The sequence below is a fragment of the Cohaesibacter marisflavi genome (genome assembly GCF_963665895.2).
GTDB classification, from domain to species: domain Bacteria; phylum Pseudomonadota; class Alphaproteobacteria; order Rhizobiales; family Cohaesibacteraceae; genus Cohaesibacter; species Cohaesibacter marisflavi.
The window spans coordinates 534,801-550,959 of sequence record NZ_OY762534.1; the positions used below are offsets into that span (position 1 = coordinate 534,801).

A 16,159-nucleotide genomic window follows, 5' to 3' on the forward strand; every position below is an offset into this window, starting at 1 on the left:
CTGGTTTGAACTGGCCATGAAAAACCCGGCTTTGAGCCGGGTTTCTCTTTTTGCGATTGCTGCTGTGAAGGGAGTTCTCGGGCTAGCGCACCGTTGGGCCGAAAAGCTGCTCAAATTCCTCTCTCAGCGTCATGTCGACATCAGACATGGCAACCGGATAACCCAGATCAACAAAGCTTGTGACGCCATGCTTGGCGATGCCACAGGGGACGATGCCACTATAGTGATCCAGATCCGGCTCGATATTGAGACTGATGCCGTGGAAGGTGACCCACTTGCGCACGCGAATACCGATGGCTGCGATCTTGTCCTCAACGTCGGCGCCTTTTTCCGGGCGTGCAACCCATACCCCGACGCGGTCCTTGCGGCGTTCGCCCTTGATATTATGCTCTGCCAGTGTGTTGATGATCCAGGCCTCAAGGCTTTCGACAAACAAGCGGATGTCCTGACGGCGGCGTTTCAAATCCAGCATGACATAGGCGATGCGCTGACCCGGACCATGGTAGGTATATTGTCCGCCGCGCCCCGTGGTGAAAACGTCAAAGCGATCCGGAGCAACCAGATCTGCCGGATTGGCGCTGGTCCCAGCGGTATAAAGAGGAGGGTGCTCCAAAAGCCAGACACATTCGTTTGCCTCTCCCTTGGCAATCGCGGCAATCCTGTTTTCCATGAAGACCATTGCATCGGGATAGGGAATCAGTCGATCTGAAATAATCCAATCGACAGGTTCGCCTGTGCTTGTCATCATTGGAGTTGAAGGACTGTTGGTCGGATCAATAGAATTGTTATCGTCGTTATTGCTTGTCATGGTCGTTTGATCTGTGGTCCGGTTTGGTCGGCTCTTGATTTGCGCTTCTTTGTTAATATTTCATTTACCAAAAAAGGTAACACTCTGTTAATGTCTTACATAGTCGGTCCGTGGGTAGCACGGAAGGGTATATCGTGGCCAATCTAGATTCCATATCGATTAATATATCTGTTGTGCTCGGCACAACAGAAATCCCGATTCATCAGCTTCTGCGCATGGGGCGCGGTGCCGTCATCGAACTTGACGCACATGAAGAGGATGATTGCCTGATTTTGGCCAATGATATCCCGGTGGCTCATGGACAGGTGATTCTGCGCGGTGAAAAGGTAGGGATTTCGATTACGCGGGTTCTGATGCGTAGCCCTGACTGGCGTCCACTTCGTGGCATCCATCGCGTGAACGGGTAGTTTTTCATCCTTTTTATGCGCTTGATTATGCGTAAAATTTCGCTGTCCAGCAAAATCTCCGCACTTTGTCATCAACTTTCCACATTTGTTGTTGATCTCCATCTTAAACGCTTGTGCGGGCAAATCTTATTTGATAGTTACACGCCACCAACAAGGAAATATCCTTGATCAAAACACGGTTTGCGGCCGTGGCGGAATTGGTAGACGCGCAGCGTTGAGGTCGCTGTGGGGTAACTCCCGTGGAAGTTCGAGTCTTCTCGGCCGCACCAAGTTTTCTCTTGGAAAACAGAATTTCCTCTTTGGAAACAAAAGGTTGCTTCGGCAGCCTTTTTTGTTGTTGGCCTGCCTTTCCGTTTGCGCTTCTTTGCGTGCCCGATTGTGTGCGTACCTCACTGCGTCTTTTCGATAACCCGCCTCGAATAGAGATCATGACCAATATTCTTAGCATCACCCTGCCAATCTTCCTCCTTATTGGTGTGGGGTATCTGGCTGCCTATTTCAGGCTTGTCAGCCCGACCGATATAGCGAGTATTGGGCGTTTTGTTCTCTATTTTCCCATGCCTGCCCTCATCATTGTGGCCTTTCAGAGCCATCCCATCGGACAAATTCTCAATTGGAGCTATCTGATCGCCTATGGCGGTGGGTCGATTGCCTCCTTCTGGCTGACCACACTTTGCGGGCGCTATGTGCTGAAGAAGGATTTTTCGACAAGCGCCATCTACGGCATGGGGACGAGCGTCTCCAACAGCGCCTATATCGGGTATCCTGTGGTGTCTGCCATCATCGGTCCGCTTGGTGCGATCTGTATGGCGCTGAATTTTCTGGTTGAAAATATCATCATCATTCCGATGTCTCTTATGTTGGCGGATGCCGGAAGTGAAAAAAGCGCACGCCTGTCTGGTATCATCCGGCAGATTCTTTCCCGGCTGATTCAGAACCCGATCATCATCGGCATCGTGCTGGGGCTGGCTATTTCCCTTTCCGGTGTGGTTTTGCCTGGACCAGTCGAAAAGGCCCTGACGCTCCTTTCGGCCGTTGCAAGCCCAACTGCTCTTTTCGTGATTGGCGGATCACTGGTTGGGCTTCGCCTCAAAGGCATGCGGGGCGATATCTCGCTCGTCTTTATTTTCAAGCTCGTTGTGCATCCCCTAATGGCTTTCGTATCGATTATGGTGTTTGTTCCGACAATTGAACCGGAATTTGCCATAGGGGCCATTCTGTTTGCCAGTGTGCCGATGATGAGTATATATCCGATTTTTGCTGAGGCCTATCAACTGGGGCAGCGGGCAGCTGCTGCGGTTTTCGTCGCAACAATGCTCTCCTTCTTCACTATTCCTGTTGCTGTTACAATGGTTCACGCGCTTTTTCCTCTGGGCTGAGTGGGCGTGACTCTGTGTCTTGGTGGGCCGAAGGGCTTTGGCTTTGACCGTGGTGCGAGGGAGAAATGCAATAGAAAATGCCCGACTCAGAATGTGAGACGGGCATTTGTTGTTGGGGCCTTTAAATGGAGCAGAGGCCTTTAGAGCTGGGCAACCTTGAAACTGTTTGACGGGGTTTCAAACTGCTTCTGTCCAGCAATGAGCTGAAGCTCCCATTGGTTGGATGCTGCGGTTTCTTCCAAAATGCCAAATACCGCATTGTTGCAATGTTCCAGCGCTTGCTGCGCTTCAAGGCCATTGATCAATCCGGCAAGGAATGTTGCCGAGATCATGTCGCCGACGCCCACTGGCTCCCTTGGGAAGGTCAGGTGAGGGCGCTGGGCCAGATAGTTGCCTTGGTTCGATGCCATCAGCATGGAGAACTGATCGCCCTTCACACCGTGTAGATGCTTGGCAAGCACGAGATTCGGCCCCAGAGCCAGCGCCTTTTCACAGGCAACTACCGCGTCTTCCATACTGTGAATGTCCTGACCGGTAAAACGTGTCAGTTCGAACTGGTTTGGCACCAGAATGTCGGCCATGGGCATAAGGGTGCCGACAAGGCTTTCCGCGACACCATCACTAACGATGCAGCCTTTTTCCGGGTCGCCCATCACCGGATCACACAGATAAAGACAATCGGGATTGGCGGCCTTGGCCTTCTTGACAATGTTGGCGATTACATCGCAATGGGATGCATCGCCCAGATAGCCGGTGACGATTGCCCGGATATTCTCGAGGACGCCAATCTTTTCCAGCCCGTCGAATATCTCGGCAATGGCCTCTCCAGCGACTGCCTTGCCGGTCCAGCCCTGATTATACTGGGTATGGTTGGAAAAATGGACCGTGTGGATCGGCCAAACCTCCAGACCCATGCGCTGCATCGGAAAAACTGCGGCGCTATTGCCAGCATGGCCATAGGTCACATGGGACTGAATGGAAAGAACACCTTTCATGACTGATCTTCCTTTCTTGGAAAGAGGCAAGATTGGGTGAGCCTCCTTGCGGGCAGGTATCTTGCTTGGGGAAGGGGAGAGCTGGGAATGTCCGCTTATGTTTTGTTTCAAACCCGGCTTAGGAAATAAAAAATGAGGGTACCCCTCATCTCATCACTTGGGATGAAGGGTACTCTCTTTCAGGGAGGATTCCAAAGTTACAATTGTGTAAGTAACGAGCGCGGCAGGCGGGGGAGAGATCGAGATCGTGCCATTTGATGTCCGCGCTCGCCTTGTGTATTTCAGATGGACGCAAATACGGACGGGTCGTCACCCGGTTCCCATTCTATCGGGGTGCCGTCGGTGGGATTGTATGGGGCCTTGATAAAGACCGCTTTCCAAGGCGTTTCTCCCTTGTTGATCACATAATGCGCTTCGCCCGGATCGCAGCGGAGGAAATCCCCGACACCGAGTTTGTGCAATTCGCCGTTCACATACATATGCACTTCGCCCTCGATCGTGAGGAAATTCTCCTCGATCACGCTATGCTTGTGAGTCGCGAAATGCTGGCCGGGCTGCAAGGTGACAACGCCGATGTCGGATCTTGGGCCGCGCTGAAGATATTTAGGCCCGTGGTCTTCGAAACGGTATGAGTGATCGCCTTCTTTTGTTTTGAACATGGTTCCGCCTACGCCTATTTCAAATAGAAAACGTAGCCTCTTTCTTTGGCATCCATCCTGACCCACCAGATGGTCTCTCGTCAGGGAATGCTTTCGTGTTTTTATTTGGCCACGTATTCTGGGCCGACTGAATGGGCATGACGGAGAAATCGGCTGCCGCCATGCCTTTTTTGTATGGTCAGGTCAACAGCCCTTGAGAGCTGAGGATCCTTGAGTTCGTGGTTAAAGCCCCGGAGCTTTCCACATGGATTGCGTCACTTTGTTCTGGACCAGTGCGCGCTGAGGGGCGTAAGCCTGACGCCAGCGGTCTGCCAACTCCGTATAGAGGGAGTGCTTCTCGGTATCCGGTTCAATGCGACGGGCCCAGCGTACGGTGGCATCTGCCGCTTCGGGCAGCGAACTGTAGACACCAAGGCCGACCCATGCGGCCAGTCCGCCTGCGAAGGCTGTCGCTTCGGTGACTTCCGGCACCTTGACCGGGAGCCCAACCGCATCAGCGAGGATCTGGCCCCAAAGCTTGCCTTTCGAGGCGCCGCCTGCGAAAACAAGTTCATCAAGCTGAACCCCTGCCAGATTGGCTGCGAGATTGAGATTCTCGGAGGCAACAATGGCCGCGTTTTCCTGAATGGCCCGGAAAATTTCCGGCTTGCCGCATTTGCTGGCATCGAGAGACAGGTTGAGCAGGGAAGGCGCGGCATGATACCAGGCACCCAAATTCATCACGTCGCTGAAAATGGGGATGATGCCATTGGCACCAACCGGCACTTTGGCCGAGGCTTCTTCCAGAAGTACATAGGCATCGGTGCCCCGTTCCTTTGCGATGCGCATTTCTTCCTGACAGAAGGCGTCGCGGAACCAGCGTGTGGTCATGCCCACCATGAAGGCAATGCCTTCGGCCTGGCTGACGCCCGGCACCACATGAGGGTTGATGCGAATGCGCATGTCCGGATCGGCAATCGGTTCGGGGATATTGACAACTTCCTGCCAGAAGGTGCCGCCCAAGACTGCTGCATGTCCGGGGCGGGAAACCCCAAGCCCCAAGGCCCCCATCTGTACGTCGCCGCCGCCCATGACAACAATCGTGCCTTCTGCAAGGCCGGTTTCTTCGGCTGCATCAGCTGTTACCTTGCCAATGGGGGTACCTGTTTCAACAACAGGAGGGAAGATATCATCCCGGATACCGGCACGGCGGGCAATTTCCAGATCCCATGTGCGGGTTTCCAGTGAGAATATGCCTGTTGTGCCTGCATTGGACGGATCGGAGGAGATGACGCCGGACAGGCGCGCCAGAATCCAGTCTGACAACATCGACATGGTTGCCATATTGGCATAGACGTCTGGCAGATGCTTTTCGAGCCATTTCAGGCGCGGAATGGCTCCCAATGCGAAGCTCTGTCCGCTAATGGAATAGGCATAGCGCTCAAGCTCCGGGCTTTTGGCCTGCAACTCGTGCACTTCAGCCGAAGCGCGGGAATCCACGTTGGCGCAGGCCCAGAGCTCGCCGCCATCCTTGTCATAGGTGACGATGGCTTCACGCATGCTGGTGGCACTCACGGCGCGGATGTCTGGCCCTTTCAGGCCGGCATTGGTCAGTGCTTCACGGACGCATTTGCTCAACAGTTTCCAGTTGGCTTTGCAGTCGAACTCCATGGAGCCGGGATATTTCGGATCGCTAAGATGGGTCCATTCCTCCTGACCCACTGCGATCTGATGGCCTGCGCTGTCAAAAATGACCGCTCGGCCGCTACCAGTTCCGGCATCAATCGCCAGAACGTATCCCTCTTTCTGTGTCATGACTCTCTCCCTCAATTATGGCGAGAGCTGTCGGCTCATCGGTAATGAGCACATTAAAGTGCTTACCGCGGGCAGCAGCTCTAATGGCCTCGACCTTTGTTTGCCCGCAGGCTGCCGCGACAACATTGGGAATTTCCCGCAAGGCCTGGAGATCCAGACCGATAAGGTTGTCGTGAAAAGGCAAATCGAGAACATTGCCATCTTTGTCATAGAAAATTGCAATGAGGTCTCCCACAGCGCCCTGGCGCCGGAAGGCCTCAAACTGAGATCCGGTTGCATAACCGGAGGTGATCAAGGTGGCCTGATTGGCGACGGAGCCGACACCAACAAGCGCATAATTGGCTGTTCTGGCCATGTCCATCACATCGACAACATGGCGCTCGCTCCTCAGGCTTTCGGCCAGTTCCTGACTGGAAACCATCAAGGGGGCGGGAATCAGATGGACATTCTGGGCCGTGCGGCCTGTCGCGACACCTTCTATATAGGCGGCGACACCACCGGTGAGGCTGACCAGCGAGATATCTCTGTGAGACAGGGTTTGTGCCAGCCTTTGCAGGGCACCCATCACTGTCGCGCCCCAGCCCACTGCGAGGAGGTCGGCATTGTTCAGTTTGCCCATCAGATATTGACTGGCGGCTTCTGCTATGCGTTCGGTTGAATGCTCACCGTCGTCTGCAGGAATGACTCGGGCTTCTTGTAAGCCGAATAGTTGCTGCAAACGACCTTCTAGTTCGAAGCATCCGCCATAGCTGGAATTGATATGAATATGAATCAATCCCATCTTGCGACCCTTTTCCAGCATTCTGGAAATCTTGATGCGAGACAGATTAAGGATGTTCCCGATCTCACTCTGGGTCATTCCGTCATGATAATAATACCATGCCACGCGGCTCAGTAGTTCGGCATCATGATGTTCAAATTTGCTGTCGTCGCTCATTGTGATCACATGTCTGATGGTTCGATGAAGTATGCGTTCATATGATCACATAACTGCATTGTGATCAACCCTTTCTTCGCGCATAAAAATTTTCTTTTATTTAGAATTGAACTAGAATTCTAAAAATATATATATAATTCAGTATTGTAACTAAAGTTGTACGCAAAAGGTGGTATTGAAATGATTGATCATATGTCCACCGAAGAAACAAATGACGCCGAATTTGGGTTGACAGAACATAGCTGCTGCGCTTAGCTTTTATGAGAATTTGATGGTGTTCTGTTCATGTGAACGCCTTGGGACACATTGAGATGGTGCCACCTAGCATCACCATGTCGACTTTAACACGGAGGAAATTCATGGCTGATATCGATGACATTAAAGAAGGCAAGGACTTCGGCGTTGATGTTCCAGTAGAAACCAAGCCATTCCCAGTAAGAGGGTCCAATGCACTTGATTGGGGTATGCAGGACCGTTTGGCTCGCATTTTCCAGAAAAAGAGCAATAATACGGTCATGTTGGCTTTTGACCATGGCTATTTTCAGGGGCCAGCTACCGGTCTGGAACGTCTTGATCTGACGATCCGTCCGCTTGCTGAATATACAGACGTGCTAATGTGCACCCGTGGTGGCCTGCGTGCGACCATGCCGGCAGACATCCGCAAACCTGTTGTGCTGCGCTGCTCGGGTGGTATGAGCGTTTTGACGGAACTGTCCAACGAATTGGTTGCAGTTGATATTGAAGACGCTATCCGCCTCAATGCATCTGCTATCACCACCAACGTTTATGTCGGTGCTGAATATGAGCATCAGTCTCTGGCCAACCTGGTCAAACTGATCGATACCGGCAACCGCTACGGCATTCCGACAATGGCTGTTACCGGCGTCGGTAAAGATATGGCACGTGATCAGCGTTACTTCTCCCTTGCAACACGTATCTGTGCCGAGCTCGGCGCCCATATCGTCAAATCCTACTTCATCGAAGAAGGTTTTGAAAAAGTCGTTGCCGGTTGCCCGGTTCCGATCGTGATTGCTGGTGGCAAGAAACTGCCTGAAATGGACGCGCTGACCATGGCTTACAAGGCTATCGACCAGGGCGCACATGGTGTGGACATGGGACGAAATATCTTCCAGTCCGATAGTCCTGTCGGCATGATCAAGGCAATTCGTGCCATCGTTCACGATGGTGAAAAGCCAGAAAAGGCCTTCGAACTCTATGAGGCAGAAAAGGCTTCCGCCTGATCTGCATGCGTAAAACGCACTTGACTCTGCGACCTCCGGGACGAGGCCGCAGAGGGAGGAAGCGGCATGAAGCCGCATACAATAGAGTGATTGAGGAGCGCTTCAGTTATGACGGATCCGAAGCCGTCTGGCCAACGCAAACAGCTCATTAAAGCAGATAGCATCTGGAAGTTTTTTGGGAATGTAACGGTTCTTAAAGGTGTTGATCTCGTTCTTGAGTCCGGCCAAATTCACGCCCTTCTGGGAGGCAATGGGGCGGGCAAATCCACGCTTATGCGCATCATTGCCGGTCTGCATGGCGTTGACCAGGGTGATCTTTACATCAATGGTGAGCATGCCAACAAACTGACCCCGGTTTTGGCGCGCCAAATGGGCATCCATATGGTTCCCCAGGAGCCATTGCTTTTTCCCAATCTCAGCATCGAAGAAAATGTTCTCATGAACATGAAAGGCAATCGTATCGCTATGCACACGCGCCTTGTGGAGCTGGCCAAAGAGATTGGCACCAATATGGATCTGCAAGCCCCCGCAGGTCAGTTGGAAGTTGCCGACCAGCAAATGGTCGAAATTCTGCGCGGTCTGATCCGCGATGCACAAATTCTCATTCTTGACGAACCGACATCGGCACTGACCCCCCGTGAAGTGAAGCTGCTGTTTGACCGCATGCGCGCTCTTGCCGCGCAAGGAGTGGGGATCTTCTTTATTAGTCACAAGCTGAATGAAATTCGCGAAATTGCGGATGTCGTCAGTATCTTGCGTGACGGCCGTGTTGTCATGGCCGGGCCGCCGAAGTCCTATACCGATGCTGAAATCGTGCGGGCCATGACAAAAGTCGAGGGCGGCAGTGAGAATGTTCTGGGTGAGCGTCATCAGCAAACCCATCATGGCAAGGTTGTCCTCGAAGTTGACAATCTGTGCGGTGAAGGTTTTGCCAATCTGAGCTTTACGCTGCATGAAGGAGAAATTCTTGGTCTGGCTGGTGTTGTTGGCTCTGGACGGACCGAGATGGCAGAAACCATCTATGGTATCCGCAAGGCTGCGCGCGGCAAGGTTTTGATCGGAGGGCAGGATGCAACGCATACCGATCCTCAGGCCAGCCTTGATCTTGGGCTTGTCTATCTGCCTGAAGATCGCCAGACCAGCGGTCTGTTTGTTGATGCGCCCTTGAGCTGGAATGCTTCTTCGCTTGTGTTGCACCGCGAGCCTTCCTGGCTGCAGCTAAAACAGGAAGAAGAGCGTTTTCAGAAATATGTGAAAGAACTCGGCATTGTCTGCGCGACGTCGTCACAAGCGGTTCGCACGCTTTCTGGTGGCAACCAACAGAAAATCCTGCTGGCAAAATGCCTCGCCGCCAAGCCGCGCGTTCTTATTCTTGATGAACCGACCCGCGGCGTAGATGTGGCAGTTCGTGCCGATATTTACAGCATCATTGACGATCTGGCCAATAGTGGCGTCGCCATTCTGATGATTTCTTCCGACCATGATGAAATCCAGCGTTTGAGCCATCGTGTACTGACCATGGCTCATGGATACCCAACGGGTGAACTCGAAGGGGATGAGATTACGGTCGACGCCATCGCGCAGATGTCCTTTGGCGTTAGTGCAGAGGAGGCGAAAGCATCCTGATGATACGTTTTCTGCAAAATAACCGCGAGGCTTCGGTTGCCATCATTATTGTGATGCTGCTGGCTATTCTCGCCATTTCCGATCCTTCCTATTTCAGGGTCGAAACGCTTCTGTCGATCTACAGCAACTCGCTTACCTTGTTCGTGTTGGCAATCGGCGCGACCATGGTGATGGCCACTAGAGGGCTTGATGTTTCGGTCGGATCTATCATGGGTTTGTCTGCGGCTATCGCTGGCGTCTGCATGAATGATGGCCTCGGTATCGTTCCTGCCATAGGCATTGCCCTGTTTGTCGGACTGCTTTGCGGTCTGTTCAACGGCTTCATGGTGGCCATTCTTCGGGTGCCTGCCATTGTGGCAACGCTGGGTACACTGGGATTCTTCCGTGGCTGTGTCCATTTGACTACGGGCGGCAGCTGGATCGAAGGTCTGCCAGAAGCCTTCAAGGGATTGTCTCATGCTTGGTTTCTTGGCCTGTCTCCGTTCGCTTGGCTGGTGTTGTTTCTGCTGGCCGCGGCGCATATTTTCCTGCGCTACACCGCTTTCGGTCATGCAATCTTCGCTGTTGGTGACAACAGGGAAGGGGCCCGTCTACTTGGCATCCGCGTCAACACCGTGCAGCTAACCGCTTATGCGATTAACGGCATCCTGTCCGCATTGGCCGGCATCATCTTTGCCGCTCAGATCGGATTTATCCCGAACACTGCTGGTAACGGCATGGAAATGCGCGCCATTGCGTCAGGTGTTCTGGGTGGTGTGAGCCTGCTGGGCGGAACCGGCACCGTGATCGGCGCTGCACTTGGTGCCTTCTTCATGACGGCGATCGACTCGGTTCTGGTCATGCTGCGCTTTGATGCCTACTGGAACGACATGATTGCCGGCGCAATCCTTCTGATCGTGCTCATCGGCGATGGACGCATCCGCGAAGCCATGGCGCAGTCTCTGCGCTACCAGAAATATCGCAAGTTTCTTGAGCCGGACGAGGCGTCCACTAACGCTTCTACTGCTCATGCGGTCAAAGATGCACCTGTTTCAGGCGCTCGGGTCACGGGCACTGACGAAACGGCGGTTGCAGCCCATTCCAAGGAGTCAAGAGCATGAAATCCTTAGGCTTGTTCAAACGTTGGGAAGCTGTTTTGGCACTGATCCTGGTCGTGGAGATCCTGTTCTTTGGTGCAATCAACCCTGCTTTCCTCAATGTCAGTACGCTGCTTTATTCAACCAGTGACTTCATTCATGTGGGGATCGTGGCTCTTGCTCTGACCCTGGTCATCATCACCGGTGGTATCGATCTTTCCATCGGTGCTGTGATGGGCCTTTCGGCCATTACGCTCGGTCTGCTTTGGGTTGCTGGCGTGAATATCTGGGTTGCCTGCTTCTGTGCGCTGGGCGCAGGTGCCATCACCGGCATCATCAACTCTGTGGCCATCCAGATTGCACAGGTCAACCCACTGGTTATCACACTGGGGTCGAGCTTCCTGTTCTCCGGGGCGTCGCTGGTTCTTTCCGGCCTTGGTGGAGCATCCGGCTATGAAGGCATCTCCGGGTTTGACGACAGCTTCGTCGAGCTTGCCAACCTCGAAGTCATGGGTATGCCGTTCCCGCTGGTGATTTTCATCATTGCAACGGTTGTCTTCATGGTGTTGCTGCATCGGACCCGCTTTGGTCGCTACATCTATCTGATTGGTCAGAACCCACGTGCAACGCGCTATGCCGGTATTCCTCAATTCCGCACGCTGACCATCGCCTATGCCCTGACCGGGATCATGGCAGCGCTTTCCGGTCTGGTTCTGGCATCCTATTTCGGCTCGGCCCGTTCGGACTTTGGTTCGGATGCTCTGATGCCGGCCATCACCGCCGTCGTTCTGGGAGGAACGAGTATCTATGGCGGTTCTGGCACCATCTTGGGTACGGCACTGGCTGTGCTTGTAGTCGGGTATTTTCAAACAGGCCTGCAAATCATCGGGGTTTCCAGCCATATCGCAAGCGCTCTTTCCGGGGCTCTGCTGGTGGTGGTTGTCGCGATGCGCAGCCTGAGCGAAATCGGACGCGCCTATTTCCAACTGTGGCGTGTTCTCAACAGCACTGGCAAGCAAAAAGCCTGATCCAGTGCATTTCTAGGGAGGTTGTCGGCGGAGGTCTCTCATATCTCCGCTGGCGTAACGAGGATTAACTTGGGAGTAGAAATATGAAACATCTTGGAAAAATTTCCGCAGCATTGGCTTTCGGCGTTGCCGCAACCTGCATGATGACCCCATCAATGGCTGCTGATGCCAAAATCGCCTTCATTCCGAAAATGGTTGGCGTTGGCTTCTTCAACTCTGGTGGTCAGGGCGCTGTTGCTGCTGGTAAGGATCTGGGGATTACCGTTACTTACGACGGTCCGACCGAACCATCCGTTTCCGGTCAGGTTCAGTATATCAATACCTTCGTAAACCAGGGTTATGACGCCATCGCTATTGGTGCAACGTCTCCCGACGGCCTTTGCCCGGCTCTGAAACGCGCCATGAAACGCGGCGTGAAAGTATTGACCTGGGATTCTGATACAAACCCGGAATGCCGCAGCATCTACATCAACCAGGGCACGCCTAATCAGCTGGGCGAAATGCTCGTTAAAATGGCTACCGATCAGGTCGCCAAAGAAAAAGCCAAAGTTGCTTTCTTCTATTCCAGCCCGACCGTTACCGACCAGAATGCCTGGGTGAAACGCGCCAAGGAAGTGCTCGCCGAGAAATATCCTGGCTGGGAAATCGTAACCACCCAGTATGGTTATAACGACGCTCAGAAATCCCTGCAGACCGCAGAAGGCATCCTTCAGGCTTATCCTGATCTGGACGTTATGCTCTGCCCAGATGCAAACGCACTGCCTGCAGCAGCTCAGGCTGCTGAAAACCTGAAACGTGCTGGTGATGTTACCATCGTTGGTTTCTCCACTCCGAACGTAATGCGTCCATATGTCAAACGCGACACTGTTAAACAGTTCGGCCTTTGGGACGTAACGAAACAGGGTGCCCTGACCATCTATGCAGCTAACAAACTGGTTCAGGATGGCCCGATGAATGTCGGCGATAAACTCGACGTTCCTGGCATGGGCACTGTTGAAGTGAGCCCGAACAGCGTTCAGGGTTACGACTATGAAGCAGACGGCAACGGCATCATGATCCTGCCAGAACGTCAGGTCTTCACCAAAGACAATATCGACGACTTCGACTTCTAATCGTTCTGATAAATATTGTAAGTTATGAGCCAAAGGGGTACGCCCCTTTGGTTTCCCTTTGCCCTCTTTCTTCCCATCTTTACCCTGTGAGGACAGATCCATGCACGTAACGCTCGTAGAAATTCAGGTTAAACCCGATCGCGTTGATGACTTTTTGCGCGTCTTCCATCCCAATCATCTGGGCTCGATCAAGGAGCCGGGATGCATTCGCTTCGATGTGCTGCGCGATCCTGAAGATGAGACCAAATTTACCATCTATGAAGCCTATGAAGATGAAGAGGCGGTCAAGGCTCACAAGCAGACCCCGCATTATCTCAAAGTGAAAGCCGAGCTGGAAGACATTATGACCGGCCCGCGCACTCACAAGGTTTTGACCGGCGTTTGGCTGCCTCGCTAGCGCCGTTTGGTCCCCGTTCCATTCCGATTCAAGAGACTATTCAGGAGAGAGAGATGCCAGATCTTTCACAACAGGATCTCGCTTCCCGCGAAACCCTCGTCCAGTGGCTGCGCACGGATGGCCCACATATCAGTGTGGGCCTTATGGCCGCCAACCCCATGGCCTATGGCGCCGCAATTTCAGAACTGGAAGAAGCTGGCGTTCCACTCCTGCATTTTGACATCATGGATGGCGTCTTCTGCCCGCAAATGACATCAGGCCCGGGGCTGGTCAAGGCCAGCAAGACCAAGATGCTCAAGGATGTGCATTTGATGGTGGCTGATCCTCTGGCCCAAATTCCTGCGCATCTGGCTGCCGGGGCTGACATCGTTCATGTGCATGCGGAGGGGATGACCCATTTGCATCGCGCACTTGTCGCTCTTGATGGTCCGGTTGCTGGCTGTGAAAGTGGCCGCAAGGTTGTGCGGTCCGTCGCGCTTAATCCGGGCACGCCTGTTGCCATCCTCAAGCCTGTGCTGAGGTTGCTGGAAATGGTGACGCTCATCGCAGTTGATCCGGGCTGGCCGGGTGGTGCTCCTGATCAGGTGATCGCCGACAAAATTGCCGAATTGAAGGCTATGGCTAAGGAGCAGGGCGTCGATCCGCTTATTGCCATTGACGGTGGCATCAATGCTTCAACCTTCTCGATCGCGCGTGATATGGGTGCCGACATCATTGTGTCAGGCAGTGCGACCTTCAAGGCTGGTGCGACGTTGAAACAGAATCTGGATGCGATGACGAAAGGCTGATCGGCGTAGGCGCTGGCTGCTGATGCCTATGTCGTTGCCACCAGTCGATGTGACGCAAGATGCTTGTTTCAAGTGGCGTTGAAGCTTGCCATTGTAACAGGTCTTTTGCCAGAGATGCATCTGCATAGCTTCCCGCGACGTCACCGGGGCGTCGCGGGGCTTTTTTTGTCCTGATTTTCCTGCCCAGTGCCTTTTCTGCGGCGGCAATCAACTCCTTGACTGTTACTCCATCTCCAGATCCCAGATTAATGGCGCGTGTGCGATGTGGTCCATCCAGAGCGGCTCTTTCATCGATCAGCGTATCAAAGAGGCTGCAGGCCTTTGCATGAGCCATGGCGAGGTCGGTTACGTCCACATAGTCCCTGATTCCAGAGCCGTCGCGCGTGTCATAATCCGTGCCAGTTATTTGGAAAGGGGTGTGGGATAGAATCGCTTTGGTCAACTCGTTGAGCAAGGAGCCGCTATTCAAATCTCCAGGGCCACAATAGCCATCCGGGTGGGTCCCAATCGGATTGAAATAGCGCAGATTGATGATGCGTAGCGGCCCCTGTTCTGCGGCCAAGCCGCCAATCTGTTCGCATAGCCATTTGGTTTCTGCGTAGGTTGATTGCGGCCCTATGGCGCTTGTTTCCTTGAGGGCACCCTGTTTGTTGCCATATATGGACGCGCTAGAGCTGAAAATCAGGCGCTTGCAGTCGATGATGGGAAGATTTTCCAACAGCTCGACAAATTCCGAGACATTGTTGGTTATGTATTTAACGGGATCGACTTCGGACTCGGGAACTGAAATGTAAGATGCACAATGAATTGTGACGTCTATTTTTCCTAATTCGCATCTTATGCACTCGTATAATGCTTTTTCGGAAATTCGTCCGTTATAAAAGCAGGCGCTTTCGGGAGAATTTAGAATGTATCCATTGTCGAGACTATCGATTATTACGACTTTAAAGCCGGACGTGACCAAAATATGAGCGATTGTACTTCCGATATATCCGGCTCCACCAGTAATCAATACTGTTTTGGTCATAGTAGAACTCTATTCTTTAAAAGAACGAAATTATATCTACTATGGTTGTTTATAATTGTTAAAATTTAGTGATGAATATTTTTGTTTTTCTCTCTCTGATGCGTAGGTTTATTGTAACTTTGAGAGAAGGCGGGGCATAACCCTTGGCTCGATATGATCATGCAAGCAAGTCGGCAGAGCAACCTGGTGCCTGGTTGACACGGTGCTGCGATGCAGGATAGGCGATGCTGCGAAGGAGGGGAGGAAGACAGAGCGGCCGTAGACTGAGCTGCTGTTGAGAAAGTGAGAGCGTTTAAACATGCTTATGCCTTGCGATGCTCCTCTCGAAACAATCGCCAAGGCAACTTTATAAGCCTGACCGCATCGAATGCTGGTCATATGGAGATTAAATGAAGCTTGGTTACTGCTTTTTGTCAGTTTGCGCCATACGGAGCGCTTTGAGGCGGGCGTTTTTCTCTCTGACCTTTTTGGTCTTTAATTCATAGTCGCTCAGTTCACTATCTTGCGACTTATCACCCATGGAAAATAGCTTTTCGGCAGCGAGCCGGTCTTTTCTGTTCACGGTTTACCCCCGCTAAAAAGTTAAGGCCAGCATCAAATAATGCTGGCCTTAACTCTGAATTAGTCAACCAACTGCAGATTTACAGCTGATTCTTTGCCGTTACGACCGGTTTCCAGTTCGAAAGAAACTTTCTGGCCTTCAGACAGGGTAGAGAGACCGGATCTTTCAACAGCAGAGATATGAACGAAAGCGTCTTTGCCGCCTTCTTCTGGCTCGATGAAGCCGTAACCTTTGGTGGTGTTGAAAAATTTAACGGTACCAGTAGACATGGAATTCTGTTCCTTGAAGTAGTATCATCGCCCGCGACATGCGGCGACACGGCA

General features: G+C 52.6%; 17 protein-coding genes and 1 tRNA gene. 10 read left to right on the forward strand and 8 right to left on the reverse strand.

Going from position 1 to position 16,159, the window contains the following annotated elements:
• Positions 1–82: 82 nt before the first annotated feature.
• Positions 83–748 carry a lipoyl(octanoyl) transferase LipB gene (gene lipB, locus ACKPCT_RS03675; RefSeq protein ID WP_319569377.1) on the reverse strand — a complete coding sequence of 222 codons (666 nt, stop codon included), beginning with the start codon at positions 746–748 and terminating at the stop codon, positions 83–85.
• Between the two features lie 194 nt (positions 749–942).
• On the opposite strand from lipB, the gene ACKPCT_RS03680 reads away from it, so the two are divergent.
• The 3 genes from ACKPCT_RS03680 (at position 943) to ACKPCT_RS03690 (ending at position 2,594) form a co-directional block, all read left to right on the forward strand.
• Entirely contained in the window at positions 943–1,215 is a 273-nt protein-coding gene (locus ACKPCT_RS03680) for a FliM/FliN family flagellar motor switch protein (RefSeq protein ID WP_090072024.1), read from the forward strand.
• A gap of 182 nt (positions 1,216–1,397) precedes the next feature.
• Positions 1,398–1,484: transfer RNA gene (locus tag ACKPCT_RS03685), tRNA-Leu, on the forward strand.
• A gap of 159 nt (positions 1,485–1,643) precedes the next feature.
• Complete coding sequence (locus tag ACKPCT_RS03690) at positions 1,644–2,594, forward strand: AEC family transporter (protein ID WP_090072023.1); 951 nt, start codon at positions 1,644–1,646, stop codon at positions 2,592–2,594.
• 140 nt (positions 2,595–2,734) lie between these two features.
• Here ACKPCT_RS03690 and pdxY read toward each other — a convergent pair whose 3' ends face one another.
• From pdxY to ACKPCT_RS03710, 4 genes are all read right to left on the reverse strand, one after another.
• The gene (gene pdxY / locus ACKPCT_RS03695) at positions 2,735–3,589 is read right to left on the reverse strand and encodes a pyridoxal kinase PdxY (protein WP_319568422.1); all 855 of its coding nucleotides are present in this window, start codon (positions 3,587–3,589) and stop codon (positions 2,735–2,737) included.
• Positions 3,590–3,870: 281 nt separating this feature from the next.
• Positions 3,871–4,248, reverse strand: coding sequence for a cupin domain-containing protein (locus ACKPCT_RS03700; protein ID WP_090072020.1), 378 nt, complete (start codon positions 4,246–4,248; stop codon positions 3,871–3,873).
• Positions 4,249–4,470: 222 nt separating this feature from the next.
• The gene (gene lsrK / locus ACKPCT_RS03705; RefSeq protein WP_090072019.1) at positions 4,471–6,042 is read right to left on the reverse strand and encodes an autoinducer-2 kinase; all 1,572 of its coding nucleotides are present in this window, start codon (positions 6,040–6,042) and stop codon (positions 4,471–4,473) included.
• Positions 6,008–6,979, reverse strand: a complete 972-nt coding sequence (locus ACKPCT_RS03710; protein ID WP_090072018.1) for a sugar-binding domain-containing protein — start codon at positions 6,977–6,979, stop codon at positions 6,008–6,010. The genes lsrK and ACKPCT_RS03710 overlap by 35 nt, the downstream gene beginning before the upstream one ends.
• A 359-nt stretch (positions 6,980–7,338) precedes the next feature.
• Between ACKPCT_RS03710 and lsrF the strand changes: the two genes are divergently transcribed.
• The 7 genes from lsrF (at position 7,339) to ACKPCT_RS03745 (ending at position 14,247) form a co-directional block, all read left to right on the forward strand.
• The gene (gene lsrF, locus ACKPCT_RS03715; RefSeq protein WP_090072006.1) at positions 7,339–8,220 is read left to right on the forward strand and encodes a 3-hydroxy-5-phosphonooxypentane-2,4-dione thiolase; all 882 of its coding nucleotides are present in this window, start codon (positions 7,339–7,341) and stop codon (positions 8,218–8,220) included.
• 108 nt (positions 8,221–8,328) lie between these two features.
• The gene (lsrA, locus tag ACKPCT_RS03720; RefSeq protein ID WP_319568423.1) at positions 8,329–9,846 is read left to right on the forward strand and encodes an autoinducer 2 ABC transporter ATP-binding protein LsrA; all 1,518 of its coding nucleotides are present in this window, start codon (positions 8,329–8,331) and stop codon (positions 9,844–9,846) included.
• Entirely contained in the window at positions 9,846–10,946 is a 1,101-nt protein-coding gene (gene lsrC / locus ACKPCT_RS03725; RefSeq protein WP_319568424.1) for an autoinducer 2 ABC transporter permease LsrC, read from the forward strand. The genes lsrA and lsrC overlap by 1 nt, the downstream gene beginning before the upstream one ends.
• Positions 10,943–11,950, forward strand: a complete 1,008-nt coding sequence (locus tag ACKPCT_RS03730) for an ABC transporter permease subunit (RefSeq protein ID WP_319568425.1) — start codon at positions 10,943–10,945, stop codon at positions 11,948–11,950. Before lsrC ends, ACKPCT_RS03730 begins: the two co-directional genes overlap by 4 nt.
• A gap of 83 nt (positions 11,951–12,033) precedes the next feature.
• Positions 12,034–13,062, forward strand: coding sequence for an autoinducer 2 ABC transporter substrate-binding protein LsrB (lsrB, locus tag ACKPCT_RS03735; RefSeq protein WP_319568426.1), 1,029 nt, complete (start codon positions 12,034–12,036; stop codon positions 13,060–13,062).
• Positions 13,063–13,162: 100 nt separating this feature from the next.
• Positions 13,163–13,459 carry a (4S)-4-hydroxy-5-phosphonooxypentane-2,3-dione isomerase gene (gene lsrG, locus ACKPCT_RS03740; RefSeq protein ID WP_319568427.1) on the forward strand — a complete coding sequence of 99 codons (297 nt, stop codon included), beginning with the start codon at positions 13,163–13,165 and terminating at the stop codon, positions 13,457–13,459.
• A gap of 53 nt (positions 13,460–13,512) precedes the next feature.
• Entirely contained in the window at positions 13,513–14,247 is a 735-nt protein-coding gene (locus ACKPCT_RS03745; RefSeq protein ID WP_319568428.1) for a ribulose-phosphate 3-epimerase, read from the forward strand.
• On the opposite strand, the gene ACKPCT_RS03750 is transcribed toward ACKPCT_RS03745, so the two are convergent.
• The 3 genes from ACKPCT_RS03750 to ACKPCT_RS03760 all read right to left on the reverse strand — a co-directional run bounded on the left by ACKPCT_RS03750 (position 14,195) and on the right by ACKPCT_RS03760 (position 16,105).
• Complete coding sequence (locus ACKPCT_RS03750) at positions 14,195–15,274, reverse strand: NAD-dependent epimerase/dehydratase family protein (protein ID WP_319568429.1); 1,080 nt, start codon at positions 15,272–15,274, stop codon at positions 14,195–14,197. The two genes, ACKPCT_RS03745 and ACKPCT_RS03750, sit on opposite strands and share 53 nt — an antisense overlap.
• A 400-nt stretch (positions 15,275–15,674) precedes the next feature.
• Positions 15,675–15,836 (reverse strand): hypothetical protein, encoded by a 162-nt coding sequence (locus ACKPCT_RS03755; RefSeq protein ID WP_319568430.1) that lies wholly within the window; start codon positions 15,834–15,836, stop codon positions 15,675–15,677.
• Between the two features lie 59 nt (positions 15,837–15,895).
• Positions 15,896–16,105, reverse strand: a complete 210-nt coding sequence (locus ACKPCT_RS03760) for a cold-shock protein (protein WP_090071988.1) — start codon at positions 16,103–16,105, stop codon at positions 15,896–15,898.
• Between the last annotated feature and the right edge of the window lie 54 nt (positions 16,106–16,159).